At 49.3% G+C, this 19,594-nt stretch carries 18 protein-coding genes; 15 read left to right on the top strand and 3 right to left on the bottom strand.

What is annotated here, in order from left to right:
- Positions 1–7: 7 nt before the first annotated feature.
- The 15 genes from ABQ275_RS16950 (at position 8) to tkt (ending at position 16,385) form a co-directional block, all read left to right on the top strand.
- Positions 8–928 carry an HlyD family efflux transporter periplasmic adaptor subunit gene (locus ABQ275_RS16950; RefSeq protein WP_349314338.1) on the top strand — a complete coding sequence of 307 codons (921 nt, stop codon included), beginning with the start codon at positions 8–10 and terminating at the stop codon, positions 926–928.
- Positions 929–932: 4 nt separating this feature from the next.
- Positions 933–3,980, top strand: coding sequence for an efflux RND transporter permease subunit (locus tag ABQ275_RS16945; protein WP_349314337.1), 3,048 nt, complete (start codon positions 933–935; stop codon positions 3,978–3,980).
- Between the two features lie 90 nt (positions 3,981–4,070).
- Positions 4,071–4,838: a tetratricopeptide repeat protein gene (locus ABQ275_RS16940; protein WP_349314336.1), complete on the top strand. Its 768-nt coding sequence runs from the start codon at positions 4,071–4,073 to the stop codon at positions 4,836–4,838.
- A gap of 90 nt (positions 4,839–4,928) precedes the next feature.
- The gene (locus ABQ275_RS16935; RefSeq protein WP_349314335.1) at positions 4,929–6,050 is read left to right on the top strand and encodes an NAD(P)/FAD-dependent oxidoreductase; all 1,122 of its coding nucleotides are present in this window, start codon (positions 4,929–4,931) and stop codon (positions 6,048–6,050) included.
- Complete coding sequence (locus tag ABQ275_RS16930) at positions 6,028–6,768, top strand: methyltransferase domain-containing protein (protein ID WP_349314334.1); 741 nt, start codon at positions 6,028–6,030, stop codon at positions 6,766–6,768. Before ABQ275_RS16935 ends, ABQ275_RS16930 begins: the two co-directional genes overlap by 23 nt.
- Positions 6,765–7,817: a type III polyketide synthase gene (locus ABQ275_RS16925; protein ID WP_349314333.1), complete on the top strand. Its 1,053-nt coding sequence runs from the start codon at positions 6,765–6,767 to the stop codon at positions 7,815–7,817. Before ABQ275_RS16930 ends, ABQ275_RS16925 begins: the two co-directional genes overlap by 4 nt.
- On the top strand, positions 7,811–8,608 hold the full coding sequence (locus ABQ275_RS16920) for an SDR family oxidoreductase (RefSeq protein ID WP_349314332.1): 798 nt from the start codon (positions 7,811–7,813) through the stop codon (positions 8,606–8,608). Before ABQ275_RS16925 ends, ABQ275_RS16920 begins: the two co-directional genes overlap by 7 nt.
- Positions 8,609–8,611: 3 nt before the next feature.
- Entirely contained in the window at positions 8,612–9,046 is a 435-nt protein-coding gene (locus ABQ275_RS16915) for a hydroxymyristoyl-ACP dehydratase (protein WP_349318798.1), read from the top strand.
- Positions 9,039–10,310, top strand: a complete 1,272-nt coding sequence (locus ABQ275_RS16910) for a beta-ketoacyl-[acyl-carrier-protein] synthase family protein (RefSeq protein ID WP_349314331.1) — start codon at positions 9,039–9,041, stop codon at positions 10,308–10,310. Before ABQ275_RS16915 ends, ABQ275_RS16910 begins: the two co-directional genes overlap by 8 nt.
- Positions 10,311–10,342: 32 nt before the next feature.
- Positions 10,343–10,597 (top strand): acyl carrier protein, encoded by a 255-nt coding sequence (locus tag ABQ275_RS16905; protein ID WP_349314330.1) that lies wholly within the window; start codon positions 10,343–10,345, stop codon positions 10,595–10,597.
- The gene (locus ABQ275_RS16900) at positions 10,594–11,154 is read left to right on the top strand and encodes a 4'-phosphopantetheinyl transferase superfamily protein (protein ID WP_349314329.1); all 561 of its coding nucleotides are present in this window, start codon (positions 10,594–10,596) and stop codon (positions 11,152–11,154) included. Before ABQ275_RS16905 ends, ABQ275_RS16900 begins: the two co-directional genes overlap by 4 nt.
- Before the next feature lie 81 nt (positions 11,155–11,235).
- The gene (locus ABQ275_RS16895) at positions 11,236–11,901 is read left to right on the top strand and encodes a PIG-L family deacetylase (protein ID WP_349314328.1); all 666 of its coding nucleotides are present in this window, start codon (positions 11,236–11,238) and stop codon (positions 11,899–11,901) included.
- Positions 11,898–13,040 (top strand): glycosyltransferase family 4 protein, encoded by a 1,143-nt coding sequence (locus ABQ275_RS16890; RefSeq protein WP_349314327.1) that lies wholly within the window; start codon positions 11,898–11,900, stop codon positions 13,038–13,040. Before ABQ275_RS16895 ends, ABQ275_RS16890 begins: the two co-directional genes overlap by 4 nt.
- The gene (locus ABQ275_RS16885) at positions 13,037–14,221 is read left to right on the top strand and encodes a glycoside hydrolase 100 family protein (RefSeq protein ID WP_349314326.1); all 1,185 of its coding nucleotides are present in this window, start codon (positions 13,037–13,039) and stop codon (positions 14,219–14,221) included. The genes ABQ275_RS16890 and ABQ275_RS16885 overlap by 4 nt, the downstream gene beginning before the upstream one ends.
- A 148-nt stretch (positions 14,222–14,369) precedes the next feature.
- A complete protein-coding gene (gene tkt / locus ABQ275_RS16880; RefSeq protein WP_349314325.1) occupies positions 14,370–16,385 on the top strand; it encodes a transketolase in 2,016 nt (671 codons plus the stop codon).
- Between the two features lie 96 nt (positions 16,386–16,481).
- Here the strand turns inward: tkt and bioB are convergent, their stop codons facing one another.
- From bioB to ABQ275_RS16865, 3 genes are all read right to left on the bottom strand, one after another.
- Entirely contained in the window at positions 16,482–17,462 is a 981-nt protein-coding gene (bioB, locus tag ABQ275_RS16875; RefSeq protein WP_349314324.1) for a biotin synthase BioB, read from the bottom strand.
- A 136-nt stretch (positions 17,463–17,598) separates the two neighbouring features.
- The gene (locus ABQ275_RS16870) at positions 17,599–18,699 is read right to left on the bottom strand and encodes a M42 family metallopeptidase (protein WP_349314323.1); all 1,101 of its coding nucleotides are present in this window, start codon (positions 18,697–18,699) and stop codon (positions 17,599–17,601) included.
- A 43-nt stretch (positions 18,700–18,742) separates the two neighbouring features.
- Positions 18,743–19,576, bottom strand: coding sequence for a UbiA family prenyltransferase (locus tag ABQ275_RS16865; RefSeq protein ID WP_349314322.1), 834 nt, complete (start codon positions 19,574–19,576; stop codon positions 18,743–18,745).
- Positions 19,577–19,594 lie beyond the last annotated feature (18 nt).

Raw genomic sequence — 19,594 nt, 5'->3', positions numbered from 1 at the left:
ATCCGCTATGAATGTAAACAGCTTGCTTGGCTTATTGCTCGTTACCGGTTTAGCCGCTTGTCATAACAGTGTACCAGCTGCGGAGGAAACCGCCGCCGCTACCGGTACACCGGTAACGGTAGCAGCACCGGATACCGGTGTGATAGCAGATACGGTGGTGCTGAATGCAACGGCTGTTTTTTTGTTGAAAACGAATGTAAAAGCAGTGGCCAACGGGTATTTGCAATCGGCTGATATCAAGCTGGGGCAGCACGTTACCAGGGGACAGTTGTTGTTTTCCTTAAAAACAAAGGAAGCGCAAAACCTGGGCAATACCATCAATAAGCTCGACCCCGACTTTCATTTCACCGGCGTGATCCCCATCACGGCGCCGGGTAGTGGCTACATCACGCAGCTGGCTTACCAGGCGGGCAACTACGTACAGGATGGGGAACAGCTGGCGGTCATCTCCGACGATAAAAGTTTTGTATTTGTGTTAAACCTGCCCTATGAATACAAGCCATATGTGCCGGTGAATAATACGGTGGAATTATCCTTACCTGACGGACAGCAGTTAAGAGGGCAGCTGGGTGCGCCATTACCCAGCGTAGACTCGGTATCGCAAACGCAACGCTATGTGATCCATATTAGTAGTCCGCAGCAGATCCCGGAAAACCTGGTGGCCAAAGTGAAGCTGCTGAAGTCGGGGAAAACGGATGCCGTGCTGTTGCCTAAGGCGGCGGTGCTAACGAATGAATCGCAAACGGAATACTGGATCATGAAAATGATGGACAGTACCACAGCCGTGAAAGTGCCGGTACAGAAGGGATTGGAGACAGCGGATAAAGTAGAGATCCTTTCTCCCGTATTAACAAAACAGGACAGGGTGCTGATCAATGGCAATTACGGATTGCCGGATACGGCCACAGTAACCATCGTAAACAATTAGCCCGATGAAGAACTTTTTCGTTGCCTATAAGAATCCTGTGACGGTGCTGGTGGCTATCATTATCATGGGCGGTTTGTTTGCCTATAGCCGCATCCAGTCGGCTCTTTTCCCGGAAATTACTTTCCCTAAAATAAAGATCATTGCAGATGCCGGTCAACAACCGGTGAGTAAAATGATGATCACGGTTACGCGGCCACTGGAGCTGGCCATCAAGCAGGTGCCCGATCTGCAAACAATCCGTAGTACCACCAGCAGGGGCAGTTGCGAGATCTCCGCTTTCATGAACTGGAATGCTGATATTGATATCAGCCAGCAACGGATAGAGTCAAAGATCAGCGAGATAAAGAATACCCTGCCGCCGGATTTGCAGATCAATGTGGAGCGGATGAATCCTTCCATACTACCGGTTAGCGGCTACACGCTGGAGAGCCGGAACCGTTCACCCATCGATCTGAAGTATCTCGCTACCTATACCATCAAGCCATTCCTGTCGCAGGTAACGGGTGTTTCCGAGATCCGGATCATTGGCGGCAAAACGAAGGAGTTCTGGGTGGAGCTGAACCGGCAGAAGATGAACACGCTGGGCATTACACCCGAAATGATCAGCAATGCCCTGAGCCAGACCAATTTCATCCAGTCAAATGGTTATTTGTCCGACTACCGCCTTATGTACCTGACCGTAACAGATGCGTTGGTCAACACAAAAGCGCAGCTGAATGATATTGTAATCAGCAACAACAGCCAGCGCATTGTAACGCTGAAAGATATTGCCGCCGTGGAGATCCGCGAGGCAAAAGAATATATAAAGGTAAATGCCAATGGCCGCGAAGGAATCCTCATAGCAGTGATCAAGCAGCCAAACGCCAACCTGGTAGACCTTTCCACCCGGATGAAGGCGAAGATCGAAGACCTGAAAAAGACCTTGCCGGCAGATGTGAAAATCGCGCCCTACTATGTACAGGCCGATTTTGTAAAAGATGCTATTAAAAGTGTCACAGATAGTTTGTGGATCGGGTTGATCCTGGCTATCATTGTAGCCGTGATTTTTCTGCGGTCGGTGAAGGCCAGCGCCACCATCCTGATCACGATACCCGTTACCTTACTGCTCACCCTGATCATCCTGTATGTAACCGGGCAAACTTTCAATATCATGACGCTGGGCGCCATCGCCGCAGCAATCGGGCTGATTATAGATGATGCCATTGTGGTGGTGGAGCAGATACACCGTACCCATGAAGAACATCCGGAAGAACCTACCACGGCGTTGCTACAGAAAGCGATCCACTATCTCTTCCCGGCTATGGTAGGTTCCTCACTCAGCACCATTGTGATCTTCCTGCCTTTCCTGCTGATGACAGGGGTAGCCGGCGCTTATTTTAAGGTGATGACCAATACCATGATCATCACGCTGGTGTGCTCTTTCCTGGTTACGTGGCTGGTGCTGCCGGTGATCTACCTGTTGCTCACCAGGCACAAAAAAATAAAGAACGGGCGGCAGTTACCGCCAGGTCACGATGTGAAACAACAGCGATGGGTGACTTTTTTTATCACGCGGCCCTGGCTGAGCGTGGTATTCATCGCTGTATTGGTTATATCGGTCGTACTGATCGTGCCGAGGCTGGAAACGGGCTTCCTGCCTGAAATGGACGAAGGAAGCATCGTGCTGGACTACAGCTCTCCGCCGGGTACCTCGCTGGAAGAAACAGACCGCATGTTGCAGCAGGTGGAGAAGATCATTACCACTATCCCGGAGGTATCGGCGTATTCCCGCAGAACAGGTACGCAGATGGGATTTTTTATTACAGAGCCCAACCGCGGCGACTACCTGATCCAGCTAAAGCCGCAGCGGAGCAGGTCTACCAATGAAGTGATAGATGCTATCCGTACACAGGTGGAGGCTTCGCAGCCCGCTCTCCGCATTGATTTCGGGCAGGTGATCGGGGATATGCTGGGCGACCTGATGACCTCCGTACAACCAGTGGAAGTGAAAATATTTGGCAGCGATCAGCAAACCCTGCAAGGGCTTTCCCGGCGCGTGGCGGCTTTAATCAGTGGTGTAAAAGGTACCGCAGATGTATTTGACGGCATCGTGATTGCGGGTCCTTCTATCAGCATGGAGCTAAACTACACGGCGTTGGCGCAGTACGGTATTACGCCCGCTAACCTGCAATATCAGCTGCAAACAGCCCTGGAAGGGAATGTAGCTGGCGCTGTATTTGAAAAGGAGCAACTGTCTCCCATCAGGCTGGTATATCCCGGTAACAGCCAGTTGAAAGTAGCGGACCTTTCCCGCTTGCAGGTCTTTTTGCCGGGTGGTGTATTGCGCCCCATCACTGATTTTGCCAGGATCAAAATAAACGATGGCGATGCAGAAGTAGAACGGGAAAATCTACAGTCGATGGGGATCGTTACTGCCCGCCTGGACAATCGCGACCTGGGCGCCGTGATGAAAGAGATAGACCAGCAAATCACAGCGGACATACGGTTGCCACAGGGCTACAGTATTGAATATGGCGGCGCCTATGCCGATCAGCAGCAATCTTTCCGTGAGCTGCTGATCATCCTGGTAGCGGCCAGCCTGCTGGTATTTGGTGTAATCCTTTTCCTCTACCGAAATTTTGTAGATGCGCTGATCATCCTGCTGGTGGCGGTACTGGGCATTTCGGGTAGTTACATCGCTTTGTTCCTCACGCATACACCGCTCAACGTAGGCAGTTATACGGGCCTGATCATGATTGTGGGGATCATCGGCGAGAATGCGATCTTTACTTTCCTGCAATTCCGGGAATCCATGCACCATACTTCCCATGCAGATGAGGCCATCGTCTATGCCATCTCCACCCGGCTCCGTCCCAAGCTGATGACCGCCATAGGCGCCATTGTGGCGCTGCTGCCTATTGCGCTGGGTATTGGTACGGGTGCGCAGTTGCATCAGCCATTAGCCATTGCCGTTATAGGCGGGTTTATCATCGCCCTGCCATTGTTGCTGGTGGTGTTGCCTACCCTGATGCGGTGGCGGTACAGGCGGTCAGGACGAATACCGGTATTGTGAGGAAGATGTTCCCGGTATAACTTTTTTGTTGCGTACTTTTTTGTGTTAAATTACAGCACCAAAGTATTCAATAAATTGAAATGAAGCTATATGATAGCGAATGAAAAAGAATATCTCATAGTAAAGGAAAAGTTGCAGACACTTTTGCTGGACCTGGAAAGGATGGAGAAGAAAAAAGTAGCAGCTGATGATCTTCTTCATTTCATTCGGATGGATGCGGTAAGGGCAGAAATTGAAGAACTGAAAATAGAGATAAAACAATATTATCTTTCCAATGCAAAGCAGCACGCAGCGATGGAAGACTTTGACGCTACGCTGGAAGATTATAAAAAGATCCTGGAGATGGATGAGGGCAGCAGCCCGATCATTTTAAATTTAATCGGCCGGTTATTTCTCGCGAAGCGGGATTATCCAAAAGCGGTTGAATATTTTAGTATCAATCTTCCTGAAGGCTACACCGGTTTGGGAGATGCATATGCAGGCATGAAAGATTATAAAGCCGCCATCTTTAATTATACCAGTGCTATTGCAACGGATCCGGGCAACTACTCCGCTTACAACAACAGGGCGGATACCTACAAGGCCATGGGGAAGTATGAAGATGCGCTGAATGATATTTTTGAAGCCATAGAACTGAATCCCGATAAGGCCATTGCTTATTTAACGCTGGCCGAAATATATGCCCATTCTGAAAAGCTGAACGAATTTTACCTGACCTTTGAACATGCTTTAAAACTGGATAAAGAGGTAGTAGATGGTATTATCCGTTCAGAAAGTTACTACCAGCAATTCTTCAAAGAAGAGCGGTTTACCGCGCTTTTAGAGAAGTATAATGTCGATGCTGTTAATAACAGCTGATAAAATTTATCCCCGCTTTCCACGCTCCGTAAAAATCGTATCTTGCTGTAACACCCGCATAGATGAAACCTTAATTCGGAAGATATGGCCATGGGGTACGATATAATTATTGCAGGCGGTGGATTGGCCGGACTAACCAGTGCCATTCATCTTTCCCGTGCCGGTTTGCACGTACTCGTGATAGAGAAGCACCCATTTCCCAGACATAAAGTTTGCGGAGAGTATATCTCCAATGAAGTATTACCCTACCTGCAATGGTTGGGCGCAGATCCTGCTGTGCTGGCACCTGCGCAGATTTCCCGGGTACTGGTATCTTCGGCCGGTGGCAAAACAATTGAAGCACCGTTGCCGCTTGGCGGGTTTGGTATCAGCCGGTATGCGCTGGATTATTTTTTGCAACAACAGGCGGTAAATAACGGGTGTACCATAATTACAGCTACCGTAACAGATATTTTTTATGAAGATGAATCCTTCCTGGTGCATACTGCGGGGAGCGGTGTTTTTAAGGCGAGGGTGGTACTGGGCGCTTATGGAAAACGTGCGGCGCTGGACCAGCGGCTATCGCGGGATTACGTAGGGGAGAAGTCACCCTGGCTGGCGGTGAAAGCGCATTATGCAGGCGATTTCCCGGATGGACTGGTAGCCTTGCACAACTTCCCCGGCGGCTATTGCGGTGTATCGAAAATTGAAGACAATAAACTGAACATCTGCTACCTGGTTAATTACGAAACTTTTAAACGTTACAAAGATCCGGCTATCCACCGGCAGGAAGTGCTTTGCAGTAATGTGCACCTGAAAAAGATCTTTGATAACAGCCGTCTTTTATTTGAGCAGCCGTTAACGATCAGCCAGGTGTCTTTTGCAGAAAAATCAAAAGTAGAAAATCATATCCTGATGATAGGCGATACCGCCGGTCTTATTCATCCGCTTTGCGGCAACGGGATGGCGATGGCGGTGCATAGCGCCAAGATAGCGTCGGAAGGCGTGTTGCGGTTCTTTCACGGCAACGGCTATACGCGGCAGCAACTGGAAGCAGATTATATCAGGGAATGGAACCGGTTATTTAAAGGTCGCATGCAAACCGGCAGACGGTTGACGGAACTTTTCCTGAAAGACCGGTTGTCGATGTTGCTCATCAGGGGACTGGCATCCGTACCGGCATTGTTGCCATTTATCATAAAACAAACACATGGCAGGCCTATCAATGTTTAAGCAGTACACGATTGACACTACGCACAGGTCATTGGCGCCGGAGATCATGGACGACTTCGCGATGGAGGGAAGTTTGTTGCAGAAAGCATTGGACAGGATTGCCAAAATAAACAGGTTGCTGGGTGGCAATAAAATAACCATTCAGGGCGTGGAGGCGCTCCTGCAACAGTTGCCAGCAGACCGCGAAGTAGTGATCGCAGACATCGGCTGCGGCAACGGTGATATGCTGCGCACACTGGCTGCCTATGGTAGAAAAAAACAGTGTAAGTTCCGGTTGATAGGCATAGATGCCAATAACTTTACTACCCTGCATGCGGCACAATTGTCTGCGAAGTTTCCGGAGATCAGCTACCGCTGCCTGGATGTTACACACACTTCATTTGCAGACATGAAATGTGATATTGTACTCTGTACCCTCACGCTGCATCATTTTAAAAATGAAGAGATCTTTCAGCTGATGAAGATCTTCCGCAACAGTGCTGCCGTGGGTATTGTGATCAATGACCTGCACCGTAATATCATTGCCTACCGCCTGTTTCAGGCGTTGTGTTTTGTGTTGGGACTCAACAGGATGACCAAAGCAGACGGGCTCACTTCTATCCTGCGTGGATTCAAGAAAAAAGAACTCCGTTATTTTTCTCAAAAATTAAATCTGATTCATTATAGTCTTCGTTGGAAATGGGCTTTCCGTTATCAATGGGTAATTTCTAATCTATGAGTGTTAAAGTACAGGCTGTAGCGAAAGCATTGCCGGCCTATTACAGGTCTACTGACGAGATTATTCCTTTCCTGGATACCTGGTTATCGGGACAGGAGGAACGATTTATTAAAAAGGTAAAAAAGATTTTTGAGAATGCAGCTGTAGATAAACGTTATTCTATTATGACCCCCGAAGAAGTATTCAGCCATACTTCTTTTGAAGATAAAAACAACCTCTATGCGCGGGAGGTGATTAAACTGGGAAAGCAATGTTTGCTGAATGCGCTGGATAAAGCCGGTATCGGTACGCAGGACCTGGACTATATTATTACCGTGAGTTGTACCGGTATCATGATCCCATCGCTGGATGCATATCTTATCAACGAGTTACAGCTGCGGCAGGATATTGTGCGGTTGCCTGTAACGGAGATGGGATGTGTGGCGGGTATTTCAGGGATGATCTATGCCTACCAGTTTTTACAGGCCAATCCCGGCAAACGTGCGGCTGTGCTGGCGGTAGAATCGCCCACCGCCACCTTCCAATTACACGATTTTTCGATGGCGAATATTGTCAGTGCCGCCATCTTTGGTGATGGTGCGGCCTGTGCGATCCTGTCTTCCCATGAAGCCGACAAAGGTCCTGCTATCATGGCGGCAGAGATGTATCATTTTTATGACGCTACCCACCTGATGGGTTTTCAGCTTACCAATGCCGGGTTGCAGATGGTACTGGATGTAGCCGTGCCGGAACAGATTGCTGCACAGTTTCCCGATATCATCCATCCTTTCCTGGCCCGCCATGGAAGCAGCATGGAGGCGGTAAAACACCTGATCTTTCATCCCGGCGGGAAAAAGATTATTCAGACTGTAGAAGAACTTTTTAAAAATAGTGGTAAAAATATTGACGAGACAAAGGAGATTTTACGTATGTATGGTAATATGTCCAGTGCAACGGTGTTGTACGTACTGGAGCGTTTCCTGGATAAACAGATCCCTGCGGGCGACCAGGGGTTGATGTTGAGTTTCGGACCAGGTTTTTCTGCACAACGAATATTATTACAATGGTAAAAGAATTTGAACAGCATGATTACTGGGCACTGATCCTGGGCGGCAGCAGCGGCCTGGGGCTGGCGGCGGCATTGAAGCTGGCCGCACATGGCATGCATATCTGTATTGTACACCGCGATGTAGGTGCAGATATGGATCAGGTGTCGGAATCTTTTGAGCAGATCCGGGCAACAGGTGTACAGGTGATTACCTTCAACGCCAGTATTACCAATGTGGAAAAACGGGCGCATATTGTGACAGAGCTGCAACAACAAATGGGGAGCGGGGGCAGGGTGAGGTGCCTGCTACACAGTGTTGCCAAGGGCGCGCTGAAAGCGATGGATCAGCCAGGCAGTGCCTCCCTGCAAACAGATGATTTTATGATCACGCTGGAAAGTATGGCCGTTAGTCTTTACGACTGGACAAAAGCACTGGTGAGACAGGCATTGTTTGCCGCCGATGCGCGGGTGCTTTCTTTTACCAGCGAGGGCAGCAGCAAAGCATGGAAGAATTACGCCGCTGTATCAGCCGCCAAAGCAGCACTGGAAGCGGTGAGCCGCAGTATCGCGCTGGAGTTTGCACCATATGGACTACGCTCCAATTGCCTCCAGGCGGGCGTTACAGATACGCGCTCCCTGCGCATGATTCCCGGCAGCGAGCAACTGCTGGCTTATAGTAAAAACAGGAGCCCTTTTCACCGGCTCACCACACCGGAAGATGTAGCCAATATGGTGTATCTTTTGTGTAAAGACGAGGCCGCATGGGTGAACGGGGCCGTTATCCCGGTAGACGGGGGCACACATATTAACTAGGTGATGACAACAGACGAGATCTTACAACAGCTGCCCTATGCAGCACCTTTCCTGTTTGTAGACGCATTGGATTATATCGATGCAGAAAAGGTGACAGGACATTTTACCTTTCACCGCGAAATGGCCTGCTATAAAGGTCATTTCAAGGACTATGCGGTAACGCCGGGCGTGTTGCTCACAGAAGTGATGGCGCAGATAGGCCTGGTATGCATGGGCATTTATTTAACCGGTAACGGGGGACTGTCCTTTGCATTAACAGCTACCAATATAGAATTTATGCAACCGGTTTTTCCGGGAGAAAAAGTAACGGTAACAGGAACAAAAATATATTTCCGCTTTGGGAAATTAAAGTGCAGTGTGGTCATGAATAATGAACAGGGGCAGGAAGTTTGCAGTGGTACTATTGCCGGTATGGTTGTAACAAGAACACATGAATAATCGGGTAGTCATAACAGGATTGGGCGTTGTGGCGCCCAATGGCACAGGGGTGCCTGCTTTCAGGGATGCCGTGAAGAGCGGGATCTCCGGCATCCGTAATGATCCGCAACTGGAAGCGTTACAGTTTTCCTGCCAGATCTCCGGTACGCCGGAAATCCCCGAATCCCTGAAACAACAATATTTTGATCCGTTGGAGTTGCGGAGTTTCAATAGCAGTGCTATCTTATATGGTGTACTGGCGGGCATGGAAGCCTGGCAGGATGCTGGGTTGCCTCCCGGAGATGAAAGCGGCCCCGATTGGGATAGTGGCACTATTTTCGGTACGGGTTCCTCCGGTATCGACAAGTTGCGGGAGGCCATTTATAAAGTAGATGAATTACAGGTGCGTCGTCTGGGAAGTACCGTAGTGGTGCAAACCATGGCCAGTGGCATCAGCGCATGGCTGGGCGGTAAGCTGGGACTGGGTAACCAGGTAACCACCAACTCTTCCGCCTGTACCACCGGTGCAGAAAGTGTACTGATGGCATATGACCGTATCAAAGCAGGCAAAGCCACGAGAATATTGGCGGGCAGCACCAGCGACAGCGGTCCTTATATCTGGGGCGGCTTTGATGCCATGAAAGTATGTACTTTTAAAAACAAGGATACACCTGCCGCAGGTTCCAGGCCCATGAGCGCCACCGCCGCCGGCTTCGTGCCGGGTGCAGGTGCAGGCGCCCTGCTAGTGGAATCATTGGAAAGCGCCTTGTTGCGCGGCGCTACGATCTATGCGGAAATTTTAGGCGGGCACGTCAACTCCGGCGGACAACGTAGCGAAGGCAGCATGACGGCACCCAACAACATGGCGGTGCAGCGTTGCATCCGGCAGGCCGTACAGGAAGCAGGCATCGATGCTGCCGATATTGACGCGATCAACGGCCACCTCACCGCTACCGGTAAGGATGCCACGGAGATCCGCAACTGGAGCATAGCACTCAACCGGCAGGGAAAGGACTTTCCGTATGTGAATGCCCTGAAATGTATGGTGGGACATTGCCTCAGCGCATCCGGCAGTATTGAACTGGTAGCAGCGGTGTTGCAGTTGCAGGAAGGTTTTTTATTTCCCAATATCAATTGTGAAGACTTACACCCGGAAATACTGGAGATCATTGACCGGGAGAAGATTCCGCAGCAATTGCTGTATAAAGACGTAAATATAATTGCCAAAGCCAGCTTTGGCTTTGGTGATGTAAACGCCTGTATCATTTTAAAACGATTTCAATAAGGTACCTGTCTCACAAAAAAAAATAACAGCACATGGATAAAGTAGCATTATTAGCCGGGATCAAAGAAGCACTGAGACCTTATACCAAAAACCAGGAGGCACTGGAAAATATCAGTGAATCCACCGACTTCATCAAAGACCTGAAAATTAACTCTGCCAACCTCGTAGATGTAGTGCTGGATGTGGAAGAGAAATTCAATATTGTGATCGATAATGAATCGATGGAAAAAATGATCAACGTACAAACTGCCATGGATATAGTAGCCAATAAACTGGCGGCATCATGATAGGGAATGATGTAGTAGATCTGCAACTGGCTGCTACAGAAAGCCGGTGGCAGCGTAAGGGGTATCTCGACAAAGTGTATACCCCTGCCGAACAGGCGCGTATCCTGGCGGATGAAGTGCCGGATACTGTTGTGTGGCTGCTCTGGAGCAGCAAGGAAGCAGTATATAAAATTGTGAACCGTGCTACGAAGACAAAATTTTATGCACCATTAAAATTTGAATGCACCTCACTGGAGATGCAGGGGCAAATGATCAGGGGAACCGTGCAGTATGAAAACCGGCAATACCCTTTCCGGAGCGAAATAACCGGCGCCTGTGTACACACCATCGCTGTGGCCACCGAAACACTTTTTACAAAAATAAAGACAGCGGTTGTACCGTATAACGGTAACGATTATACGGAGATACTGCGTCGCGCCGGTATCCTCCAGCAGCATCACCAGTTATTGAAGAGTCACCTCGGTATACCCTATTTGTGGGATGCACAACACCAGTATGAAAGCCCCGTTTCTGTGAGCCATCACGGACGATACCTGGGCATTACCATCCCTCTCTGAAAGCATACGGCAGCGCATGCCTCGTAATTCAGGTACATTTATTGGGGCTTGCGGAGCAGGGTATTCATTTCCCTGTTAATCATGCAAGATCCTTCTTCCCCGGTAACACCGCCACAGCATAACAAATCCGTTGTGATCATAGTGGCGCACCCTGATGACGAAACATTATGGGCCGGCGGAACCATCCTCAGTCATCCTGACTGGCACTGTTTTGTGATCAGTCTTTGCCGCGCCAATGATCCCGACCGCGCACCGCGGTTCTTCAATGCACTCGGTACACTCGGCGCCACCGGTGTAATCGCTGACCTGGACGATGGTCCCGAACAACTTCCCTTATCCGGCATGGAAGTAGCCGCACTCATACTGCAACTATTGCCCGACACACCGGCAGACCTGATCATTACCCATAACCCTTCCGGTGAATATACCCGGCACCGCCGGCATGAAGAGGTGAGTGAAGCCGTGATCAGTTTATGGTACAGCGGCGGCATCACCACTGATGAGCTATGGACCTTTGCTTACCACGACGGACAAAAAAAACATCTTCCCATAGCAGCAACAAATGCAGGTATTTATCTCCCCCTGCCGGAACATATCTGGCAGCAGAAATATAACATCATTACAAACATTTACGGATTTGATAGCAGTAGTTGGGAAGCCCGCACCACCCCGATTACAGAGGCATTCTGGCAATTTTATACGGCAAAGGACGCTAAAGCATGGCTGCACCAAAAAGGCGTATTATGAGAGCATTAATATTATATGATTATCCGCCGGCTCCCGGCGGTCTTTCCACACAAGGAGATCTGTTGTATAAAGGATTACTGGCATTGGGAATAGATGCACATGCCGCGCATGCAGAATCAGATCAGGAAAAAGAATGGTATTACCAGTGGTTTAAGCCGGATGTAGTAGTAGGTATTGGTTATTGGGGGCATCTGCCTCACCTGGTATTGCATCCGCAGCGTTTTGGCATTGCAGCGGTGCCCTGGCTGGTAGCAGATGGTTATATCGCCAATTACCAGGATGTACTTAATGCACTACCGCTGATCCTGGTTACTTCTCAATGGGTAAAGGAAATGTACCAGAGAGATGGTATTGACGGGCGTAATATTGAAGTGCTGCCGGTAGGATGTGACACGGATGCTTTCCGGCCTTATGATAAACAGGACCCAAAAATTACCGCTGTGCGGCAATCGCTGGGTATCAGGGAGGAAGAATTGATGATCCTCACCGTAGGCGGCGATGCTGCATCAAAAGGAGCGCAGGAAATAATGCAGGCACTGGCGCGCATCAATGGGAAAGTACCTCCCTGGAAATATGTATGCAAGGTATGGCCGCAGGCCAGAACGGAGTTGCAGAACTTCGCCGACTGGAAACTGGCAGTAGAGCTGGGTATCGACAAACAGGTAGTATATACCACCTGCAAAGTATCGCGCGACTTTATGCCTTTCCTGGTGAGCGCCTGTGATATCTATGCCGCGCCTTCGCGGCTGGAAGGTTTTGGTATGCCGCAGGTGGAAGCAGGCGCGTGTGAGAAGCCGGTACTCAGCCTGAAAGCGATGGGGATGCTGGATACGCTTGTGCATGGGGAAACCGCCTTGCTGGCGGATGTAGCGGAACATGTAGTGGTGCGCGAAGTGATCGTGGGAGAGGAAGCCGGTTTTGATAACAGGCACACAGTGATCTTTAACACCCCGCGTACAGTGGGTTACCGGGCTAGCATTCCTGATCTCGCCCATCACCTGGAGATGCTGATGACCAACTCTTCCCTGCGTGATCAGCTGGGCCACGCAGGCAGAAAACGGGTGGTAGAAAATTTCGATTACCGCACGGTTGCCCGACGGTTTTTGAAGATTGTTCACGAAAAACTGGGGATTGTATGAAAGCATATGTTGTTTCGGAAGAAGTAGCCGCTGCGAGCCAGGCGGCAATAGCTGTATTGTTACATAACCGCCGCGGGCCTTACAAGGGGCTGCCCCGTACCGCAGGCTGGGGTTATCCTGAACCCTACACCCGTGATCTGGCCTTTTCTATTTTCGGGTTGGCAGTATCCCATAATGAAGTGCTGACAACCAGCATCGGGGACATCCTGGAAGCCATGGCAAAAAACCAGACGGAGCACGGGCATATTCCTTCCCTCGTACACGATAAGGAAGACCGTGGCGCCAGCGACACCACCCCGCTTTTTTTGATAGGCGTAGGTATTTACAGGCGACTAACCGGTGAAACCGCTTTTCTTCAGGAAGCGGTGGACAGGGCGTTAACCTGGCTGGTGTATCAGAGTCCGTCTGATCGTTTCCTGGTGGCGCAGCTACCCACCAGCGACTGGCGCGATGAGCAATGGGTGCTTGGCTACGGCTTGTATGTAAATGCGCTTGTGTACAGTGCGCTGCGTTTATGCGGGCAACAGGAAAGAGCCAACGGGTTGCGGAAAGCTATGCGGCTTTTTACCATCAGCGCCGACGTGATGCACCGCCATGTACATGAAGGACTCACTGTGAAATACAAACCATACTATGCCTGTTGGTCGTATAAGATCTACAGCAGCGAAAGATTTGACCTGCTGGGCAACAGCCTGGCTATTCTCTCCGGCATCGCTTCGCCCGCCCGTGCTTCAGATATGATAGCATGGATAGAAGCCGAGTGCCTTGTCATGCAGGAACGCGGTGAACTGGGCCCGGATCTTCCTCCCAACTTCTTCCCTTTCATAAAGCCCGAAGATCCCGACTGGCGCCCGAGATATAAACAGTTCAACAATCCCGGCGACTACCACAACGGTGGCATATGGCCATTTATCTGTGGCGTATATATATCGGCGTTAGTAGCTGCAAAAAAATATGCGTTGGCAGAAGAAAAGCTACGCGCACTCACACACGCCATCAAAGCCGTCAATGATCAGCAACTGGATTATGGCTTCAATGAATGGCACCGTGCAAAGGATGGTCAGCCTATGGGGCAGAACTGGCAAACCTGGTCGGCTGCATTGTACCTGTATGCTGCAAAGTGTGTGGAACAAAGAAGGACGCCTTTTTTTGAGGAGATCAGGTTGGAACATGCGGAATGATTTTTTGATTTTGGAATTTTTTGATTTTGGAATTTACAAATGCAGCGGAGACCGACATTGAAGCCAAATCTCTAAATTCCAAAATTCCAAAATCAAAAATTTTAAGTGGTACCCTATTTGTGGAAAGACCGTCATAAACCTCCCGCTCATGAAAGCAATGACCATAGAAGAGAAGAGTATCAATACCATTCGCTGCCTGGCAATGGATGCTGTGCAGCAAGCCAATTCAGGCCATCCGGGTACGCCCATGGCTTTGGCGCCGGCAGCTTATGTGTTGTGGATGGATCACCTGCGCTTCAATCCGCAAAACCCGCAGTGGTTCAATCGTGATCGTTTTGTATTGTCAAACGGACATGCTTCCATGTTACAATATGCGATGTTACATCTCACCGGCTATGATCTTTCGCTGGACGATCTCCGGAATTTCCGGCAATGGGGAAGTCCTACGCCCGGTCATCCTGAGTATGGGCATACACCTGGTATTGAAACGACTACAGGGCCACTCGGACAAGGGATCATGACGGCTGTAGGCATGGCAATGGCGGAAGCGCACCTTGCTGCCTGTTTTAATAAAGAAGAAAAGATCATCGATCATTATACGTATGTTTTTTGCAGTGATGGCGACCTGATGGAAGGGGCTTCTCATGAGGCGGCTTCTGTGGCGGGACATCTCGGACTGGGAAAGCTGATTTGTTTGTATGATAACAACCACATTACGATAGAAGGAAACACATCCCTGTCTTATTCTGATGATGTAGCCAAACGGTTTGAATCCTATCACTGGCATGTACAGGATCTGGGTGATGAAGGCAATAACCTGGCGGCTATCTCCGTGGCATTTGAAAGGGCCAGGACGGTCACCGACCAGCCTTCGATGATCATCCTGCGCACGCATATAGGTTATGGCTCCCCGCATAAGCAGGACACACCTGAAGCACATGGGTCGCCATTGGGAGAAGAAGAGATCCGGCTCACAAAAGAATTTTATGGCTGGCCTCCGGATGAAAAGTTCCTGGTACCGGCAGATGTAGAGGCACATATGCACAAGGCCGTGGAAAGAGGGCAACAATGGGAGCAGGAGTGGCTGACCCTGATGGCGGAGTACAAAAAAAATTATCCCGACCTGGCGTCGCAACTGGATCAATACCTGGCGCAACAGCTACCACCGGACTGGGACAAGGCCGTGCCGGTATACCAGCCGAAGGATGGCCCCAAAGCCACGAGAGAAATCTCGAAAGACTTTATCAATGCCATCGCCGATAAGCTACCCTGGCTGATAGGCGGCAGTGGCGACCTGGAGCCTTCTACCCTGACGATGATCAAATCTTCCGGTTATATAGAGAAAGATAAATATGCCAACCGCAACATCGCCTGGGGTATCCGAGAGCACGTGATGTGTGCTGCCAGCTCGGGGTTGCAGTTACACGGCGGCGTACGGCCTTTTGCCGCTACCTTTTTCATCTTTACGGACTATGCCCGTCCCGCTATCCGGCTGGCCTGTATCATGGAGCTACCGGTTATCTATGTGATGACGCACGACAGCATAGGTTTGGGAGAAGATGGCACTACGCACCAACCCATTGAGCAACTGGCCTCTCTCCGGGCGATGCCACACCTCTGCGTTATCCGTCCGGCTGATGCGAATGAGGCGTCTTATGCATGGCGCGTGGCCATAACGAGAACAACAGGCCCCACTATGTTGGTACTTACCCGGCAAAAACTCCCCATTTTTGATCGGGATAAAGTAGCGTCTGCCGACAATGTTTCAAAAGGCGCCTATATTTTATCAAAGGAAAAGGGCGACCGGGCAGACATCCTCCTGATGGCTACCGGCTCGGAAGTGCAGCTGATCCTGGAAGCACAGCAACATCTCCTGGAAGCAGGTATCGATGCCCGGGTGGTGAGCATGCCCAGCTGGGAGTTATTCCGGGAACAGCCGAAAGAATACCGCTATGAAGTACTACCACCGGCTGTTAAAGCGCGGCTGGCCGTAGAAGCCGCTTCCCCTCAGGGTTGGGATGAATGGGTAGGAGAGCGCGGCGCCGTTATCGGTATTTCTATATTTGGTGTCAGCGCACCCGCCAAAGAACTCTTTAAGCGATATGGCTTTACGGTAGAAAATGTAGTAAATCATGCGACCAGGATTTTCAGATTAAAGGATTGACCGGATGGTTGTTTTTTGTTGGATATAAAAAAGCAAAGAACCCGTCTGGTATATTTTACCAGACGGGTTCTTTGCTTTTATTTTTTAATCAGCTGATTATACTTCCACTGATTCTTTAAATGCTTCCCTGGCTTTCAGTCCAAGCAGTTCAAACATCATATGGTCTTCTTCAAAAGAAGGGTTATCTGTTGTCAGTAATTTTTCACCGGTAAAGATAGAGTTGGCGCCTGCCATGAAGCATAATGCCTGGTCGGACATGCTCATTTCTGCGCGGCCTGCACTCAGACGAACCATGGCTTGTGGCATCAGGATCCGGGTGGTGGCAATCATACGCACCATATCCCAGAACTCTACTTTTGGCAGATGCTCCAGCGGTGTACCTTTTACACGGCTTAGTGCATTAATAGGTACGGAGTCCGGATGCTTGGGCAAACTGCTCAGGGTATACAACATGGCGATACGGTCTTCATGCGATTCACCTAAACCGATAATACCACCGCAACATACGCTTACACCGGCTTTTCTGACGTTGTCCAGCGTTTGTAAACGATCGTCATAAGTACGGGTGGTGATGATCTCTTCGTAGTGCTCCCTGGACGTATCCAGGTTGTGGTTATAGGCATATAAGCCGGCATCTGCCAGTTTTTTAGCCTGGTCGGCATTCAGCATACCCAGTGTACAGCATACTTCCATGCCCATTTCATTGACGCCTTTTACCATGTCCAGTACACGGTCAAAGTCGCGGTTGTCGCGTATTTCGCGCCATGCAGCGCCCATACAGAAACGGGTAGAGCCGGCATCTTTTGCCTTTTGGGCATAGCTCAGCACGTCCTCTTTTTTCATGAGACCATGAACGTTTATATCTGTATTATATCGGGCAGCCTGCGGGCAATAAGCACAATCTTCGGGGCAACCGCCGGTTTTGATAGAGAGGAGGGTGCAAACCTGCACTTCCGCTGTATCCTGGTATTGGCGGTGAATAGTGGCAGCACGATACACCAGCTCCAGCAAGGGAGTGTTGTAAATGGCTTTTATTTCTTCTAACGTCCAGTCATGACGGATCTGCACATCTTGCATACGTATAGATTATTAATTGAGAAGCAAACGTAGTAATAATATTCAGGGATTTACGAATTTTTTGATTTTTTGATTTTGGGGTTTTATATCCCCGAAATTCGTAAATCAGAAAATCCGTAAATCCCAAAATATCTATTTAGAGGTATTGAAAATTTGTTTTTGGTGTAATGTTTAGGAGTGTCTGATAAATCAGCTGGATGGTATTTTCAATATCATCTTTCTTCACCATTTCCACGGTGGTATGCATATAACGCAGCGGTAAACTGATCAATGCAGATGGTGTACCGTCATTGGCATAGGCAAAAGCGTCTGTATCCGTACCGGTGCTGCGGCTTACGGCGTGCAGCTGGTGGGGGATATCATTCTTTTTGGCTGTTTTAATGATCAGGTCGCGGAGGATGTTGTGTACAGCAGGGCCGTAGGTAATGCTGGGACCACCGCCACATTTGATCTCCCCTTCGATGTTCTTGTTGATCATCGGTGTGGTGGTATCATGTGTCACATCCGTGATGATAGCCAGGTTGGGCTTAATGCGTTTGGCGATCATTTCGGCACCACGTAATCCTACTTCTTCCTGTACGGCGTTTACGATATATAAACCAAAAGGCAGTTGTTGTTTCTTTTCTTTCAGCAGTCTGGCTACTTCGGCAATCATAAAGCCGCCGATGCGGTTGTCGATAGCGCGGCAGATATAATAATCGTAGTTTAGTTCTTCAAAGCCATCTTCAAAAGTAGCCACACATCCTACGTGGATGCCGAGGTCTTCTACTTCTTTGCGGGAGCGTGCACCGCAATCCAGGAAGATGTTTTCTACTTTAGGTTGTGGTTCTTTACCATCGCCGCTACGGATGCGGGTATGAATAGCCGGCCATCCGAAAACAGCTTTCACCGTACCTTTTTCCGTATGAATATTCACCCTTTTAGAAGGAGCAATTTGTTGATCTGAGCCACCATTGCGGATTACATAGATCAAGCCTTCCGGTGAGATGTAGTTTACAAACCAGGAGATTTCATCGGCATGCGCTTCAATCACCACTTTAAATGCCGCTTTAGGATTGATAACACCTACCGCAGAACCGTAAGGGTCCACGAAATGTTCGTCGATATACGGTGCGAGATATTTCAGCCAGAGTTTCTGTCCTTCTTTCTCAAAACCGGTAGGAGAAGGATTGTTCAGATAGCTTTCCAGGAATGTCAGTGATTCCTTGTTGAATATGGATTTCTGTTTTTTAGACATAATGATTTATAGTTCTGGTGGAGCAAAAATAAGGATTTAGGATTTAGTATATCGCTAAATGGAGCATGGCCGACAATGCCATGAATCCATCCAGCACAAAATAGAACATATAATCCGATTGGGTATGTTCTGCTTTGCGGGTGATCAGCGCGGTGGCAGCCACAGGTATCATCAGGGTGATAATAACCGGTATGGTGGTGTAGGGGCCCAGCAGGGCGGCGCTTACAGCAGCCATTGCCAGAGAGCCGTAATAGAGTTTATCAAGATCTTTTTGCGGGAGATACGTGATCAGGCTGCGGATCCCCTCTTTTTTATCGGACTCCCGGTCGCGGTAATCAAAGAGGATACAGATGGCATAGATGAGGAAGAAGCGGTGCAGCGTGATAAATGCCACGGGCCAGGTGATGGGCTGATCTGCCACCAGTGCGGGCAACAGCGTGGTTACGTAGGTCCATACAAAAGTGAGGAACAGTGTTTTGCCGATAGCGATGCGCCGCAGCCAGGTAAACGTTTTATGCGGCAATTTGGGCGCTGAATAGAGGAACGTCAATATGGCGCTGCCACTCAGTGCCAGCCAGTGTTCGCGTAGCAGCCAGAAAAAATACAGGGCGCCGATCATGCCGATACCACAGAGCAGGAGCATCAGTGGGCGGTGGTTTTCTCCCCAGCGAATTCTTTCGGAAGAGGAGTAAGTAGCCGGCGTCAGATACCAGTGAAAATTATAGCTGCATATAGTAGAGAAGAAGACAAAGAGATAGAAGGTATTTTGCTGATAGTGGAGGTCCAGCAATTGATTGGTTTGCCAGATCATCATCAGCGCACACAGCGAAATATAGATCGATGTGAAAAGAAAGAGATTAAATGCGGTTTTTAGCATTGATTCAAATTACTTTTT

The sequence above is a fragment of the Chitinophaga sp. MM2321 genome, assembly GCF_964033635.1.
Taxonomy (GTDB): Bacteria; Bacteroidota; Bacteroidia; order Chitinophagales; family Chitinophagaceae; genus Chitinophaga.
The sequence above is the reverse complement of the archived record's forward strand: the minus strand, read 5'-3'. Positions and strand labels throughout refer to the sequence as shown.

Excerpts from the sequence above, each read along its gene's own strand:
- ABQ275_RS16905 (WP_349314330.1), top strand. The coding sequence starts at position 10,343 with ATGGATAAAGTAGCATTATTAGCCGGGATCAAAGAAGCACTGAGACCT.
- tkt (WP_349314325.1), top strand. The coding sequence starts at position 14,370 with ATGAAAGCAATGACCATAGAAGAGAAGAGTATCAATACCATTCGCTGC.
- ABQ275_RS16910 (WP_349314331.1), top strand. The coding sequence starts at position 9,039 with ATGAATAATCGGGTAGTCATAACAGGATTGGGCGTTGTGGCGCCCAAT.
- ABQ275_RS16885 (WP_349314326.1), top strand. The coding sequence starts at position 13,037 with ATGAAAGCATATGTTGTTTCGGAAGAAGTAGCCGCTGCGAGCCAGGCG.
- ABQ275_RS16930 (WP_349314334.1), top strand. The coding sequence starts at position 6,028 with ATGGCAGGCCTATCAATGTTTAAGCAGTACACGATTGACACTACGCAC.
- ABQ275_RS16870 (WP_349314323.1), bottom strand. The coding sequence starts at position 18,699 with ATGTCTAAAAAACAGAAATCCATATTCAACAAGGAATCACTGACATTC.
- bioB (WP_349314324.1), bottom strand. The coding sequence starts at position 17,462 with ATGCAAGATGTGCAGATCCGTCATGACTGGACGTTAGAAGAAATAAAA.
- ABQ275_RS16890 (WP_349314327.1), top strand. The coding sequence starts at position 11,898 with ATGAGAGCATTAATATTATATGATTATCCGCCGGCTCCCGGCGGTCTT.
- ABQ275_RS16915 (WP_349318798.1), top strand. The coding sequence starts at position 8,612 with ATGACAACAGACGAGATCTTACAACAGCTGCCCTATGCAGCACCTTTC.
- ABQ275_RS16950 (WP_349314338.1), top strand. The coding sequence starts at position 8 with ATGAATGTAAACAGCTTGCTTGGCTTATTGCTCGTTACCGGTTTAGCC.
- ABQ275_RS16925 (WP_349314333.1), top strand. The coding sequence starts at position 6,765 with ATGAGTGTTAAAGTACAGGCTGTAGCGAAAGCATTGCCGGCCTATTAC.
- ABQ275_RS16935 (WP_349314335.1), top strand. The coding sequence starts at position 4,929 with ATGGGGTACGATATAATTATTGCAGGCGGTGGATTGGCCGGACTAACC.
- ABQ275_RS16900 (WP_349314329.1), top strand. The coding sequence starts at position 10,594 with ATGATAGGGAATGATGTAGTAGATCTGCAACTGGCTGCTACAGAAAGC.
- ABQ275_RS16920 (WP_349314332.1), top strand. The coding sequence starts at position 7,811 with ATGGTAAAAGAATTTGAACAGCATGATTACTGGGCACTGATCCTGGGC.
- ABQ275_RS16895 (WP_349314328.1), top strand. The coding sequence starts at position 11,236 with ATGCAAGATCCTTCTTCCCCGGTAACACCGCCACAGCATAACAAATCC.
- ABQ275_RS16940 (WP_349314336.1), top strand. The coding sequence starts at position 4,071 with ATGATAGCGAATGAAAAAGAATATCTCATAGTAAAGGAAAAGTTGCAG.
- ABQ275_RS16945 (WP_349314337.1), top strand. The coding sequence starts at position 933 with ATGAAGAACTTTTTCGTTGCCTATAAGAATCCTGTGACGGTGCTGGTG.
- ABQ275_RS16865 (WP_349314322.1), bottom strand. The coding sequence starts at position 19,576 with ATGCTAAAAACCGCATTTAATCTCTTTCTTTTCACATCGATCTATATT.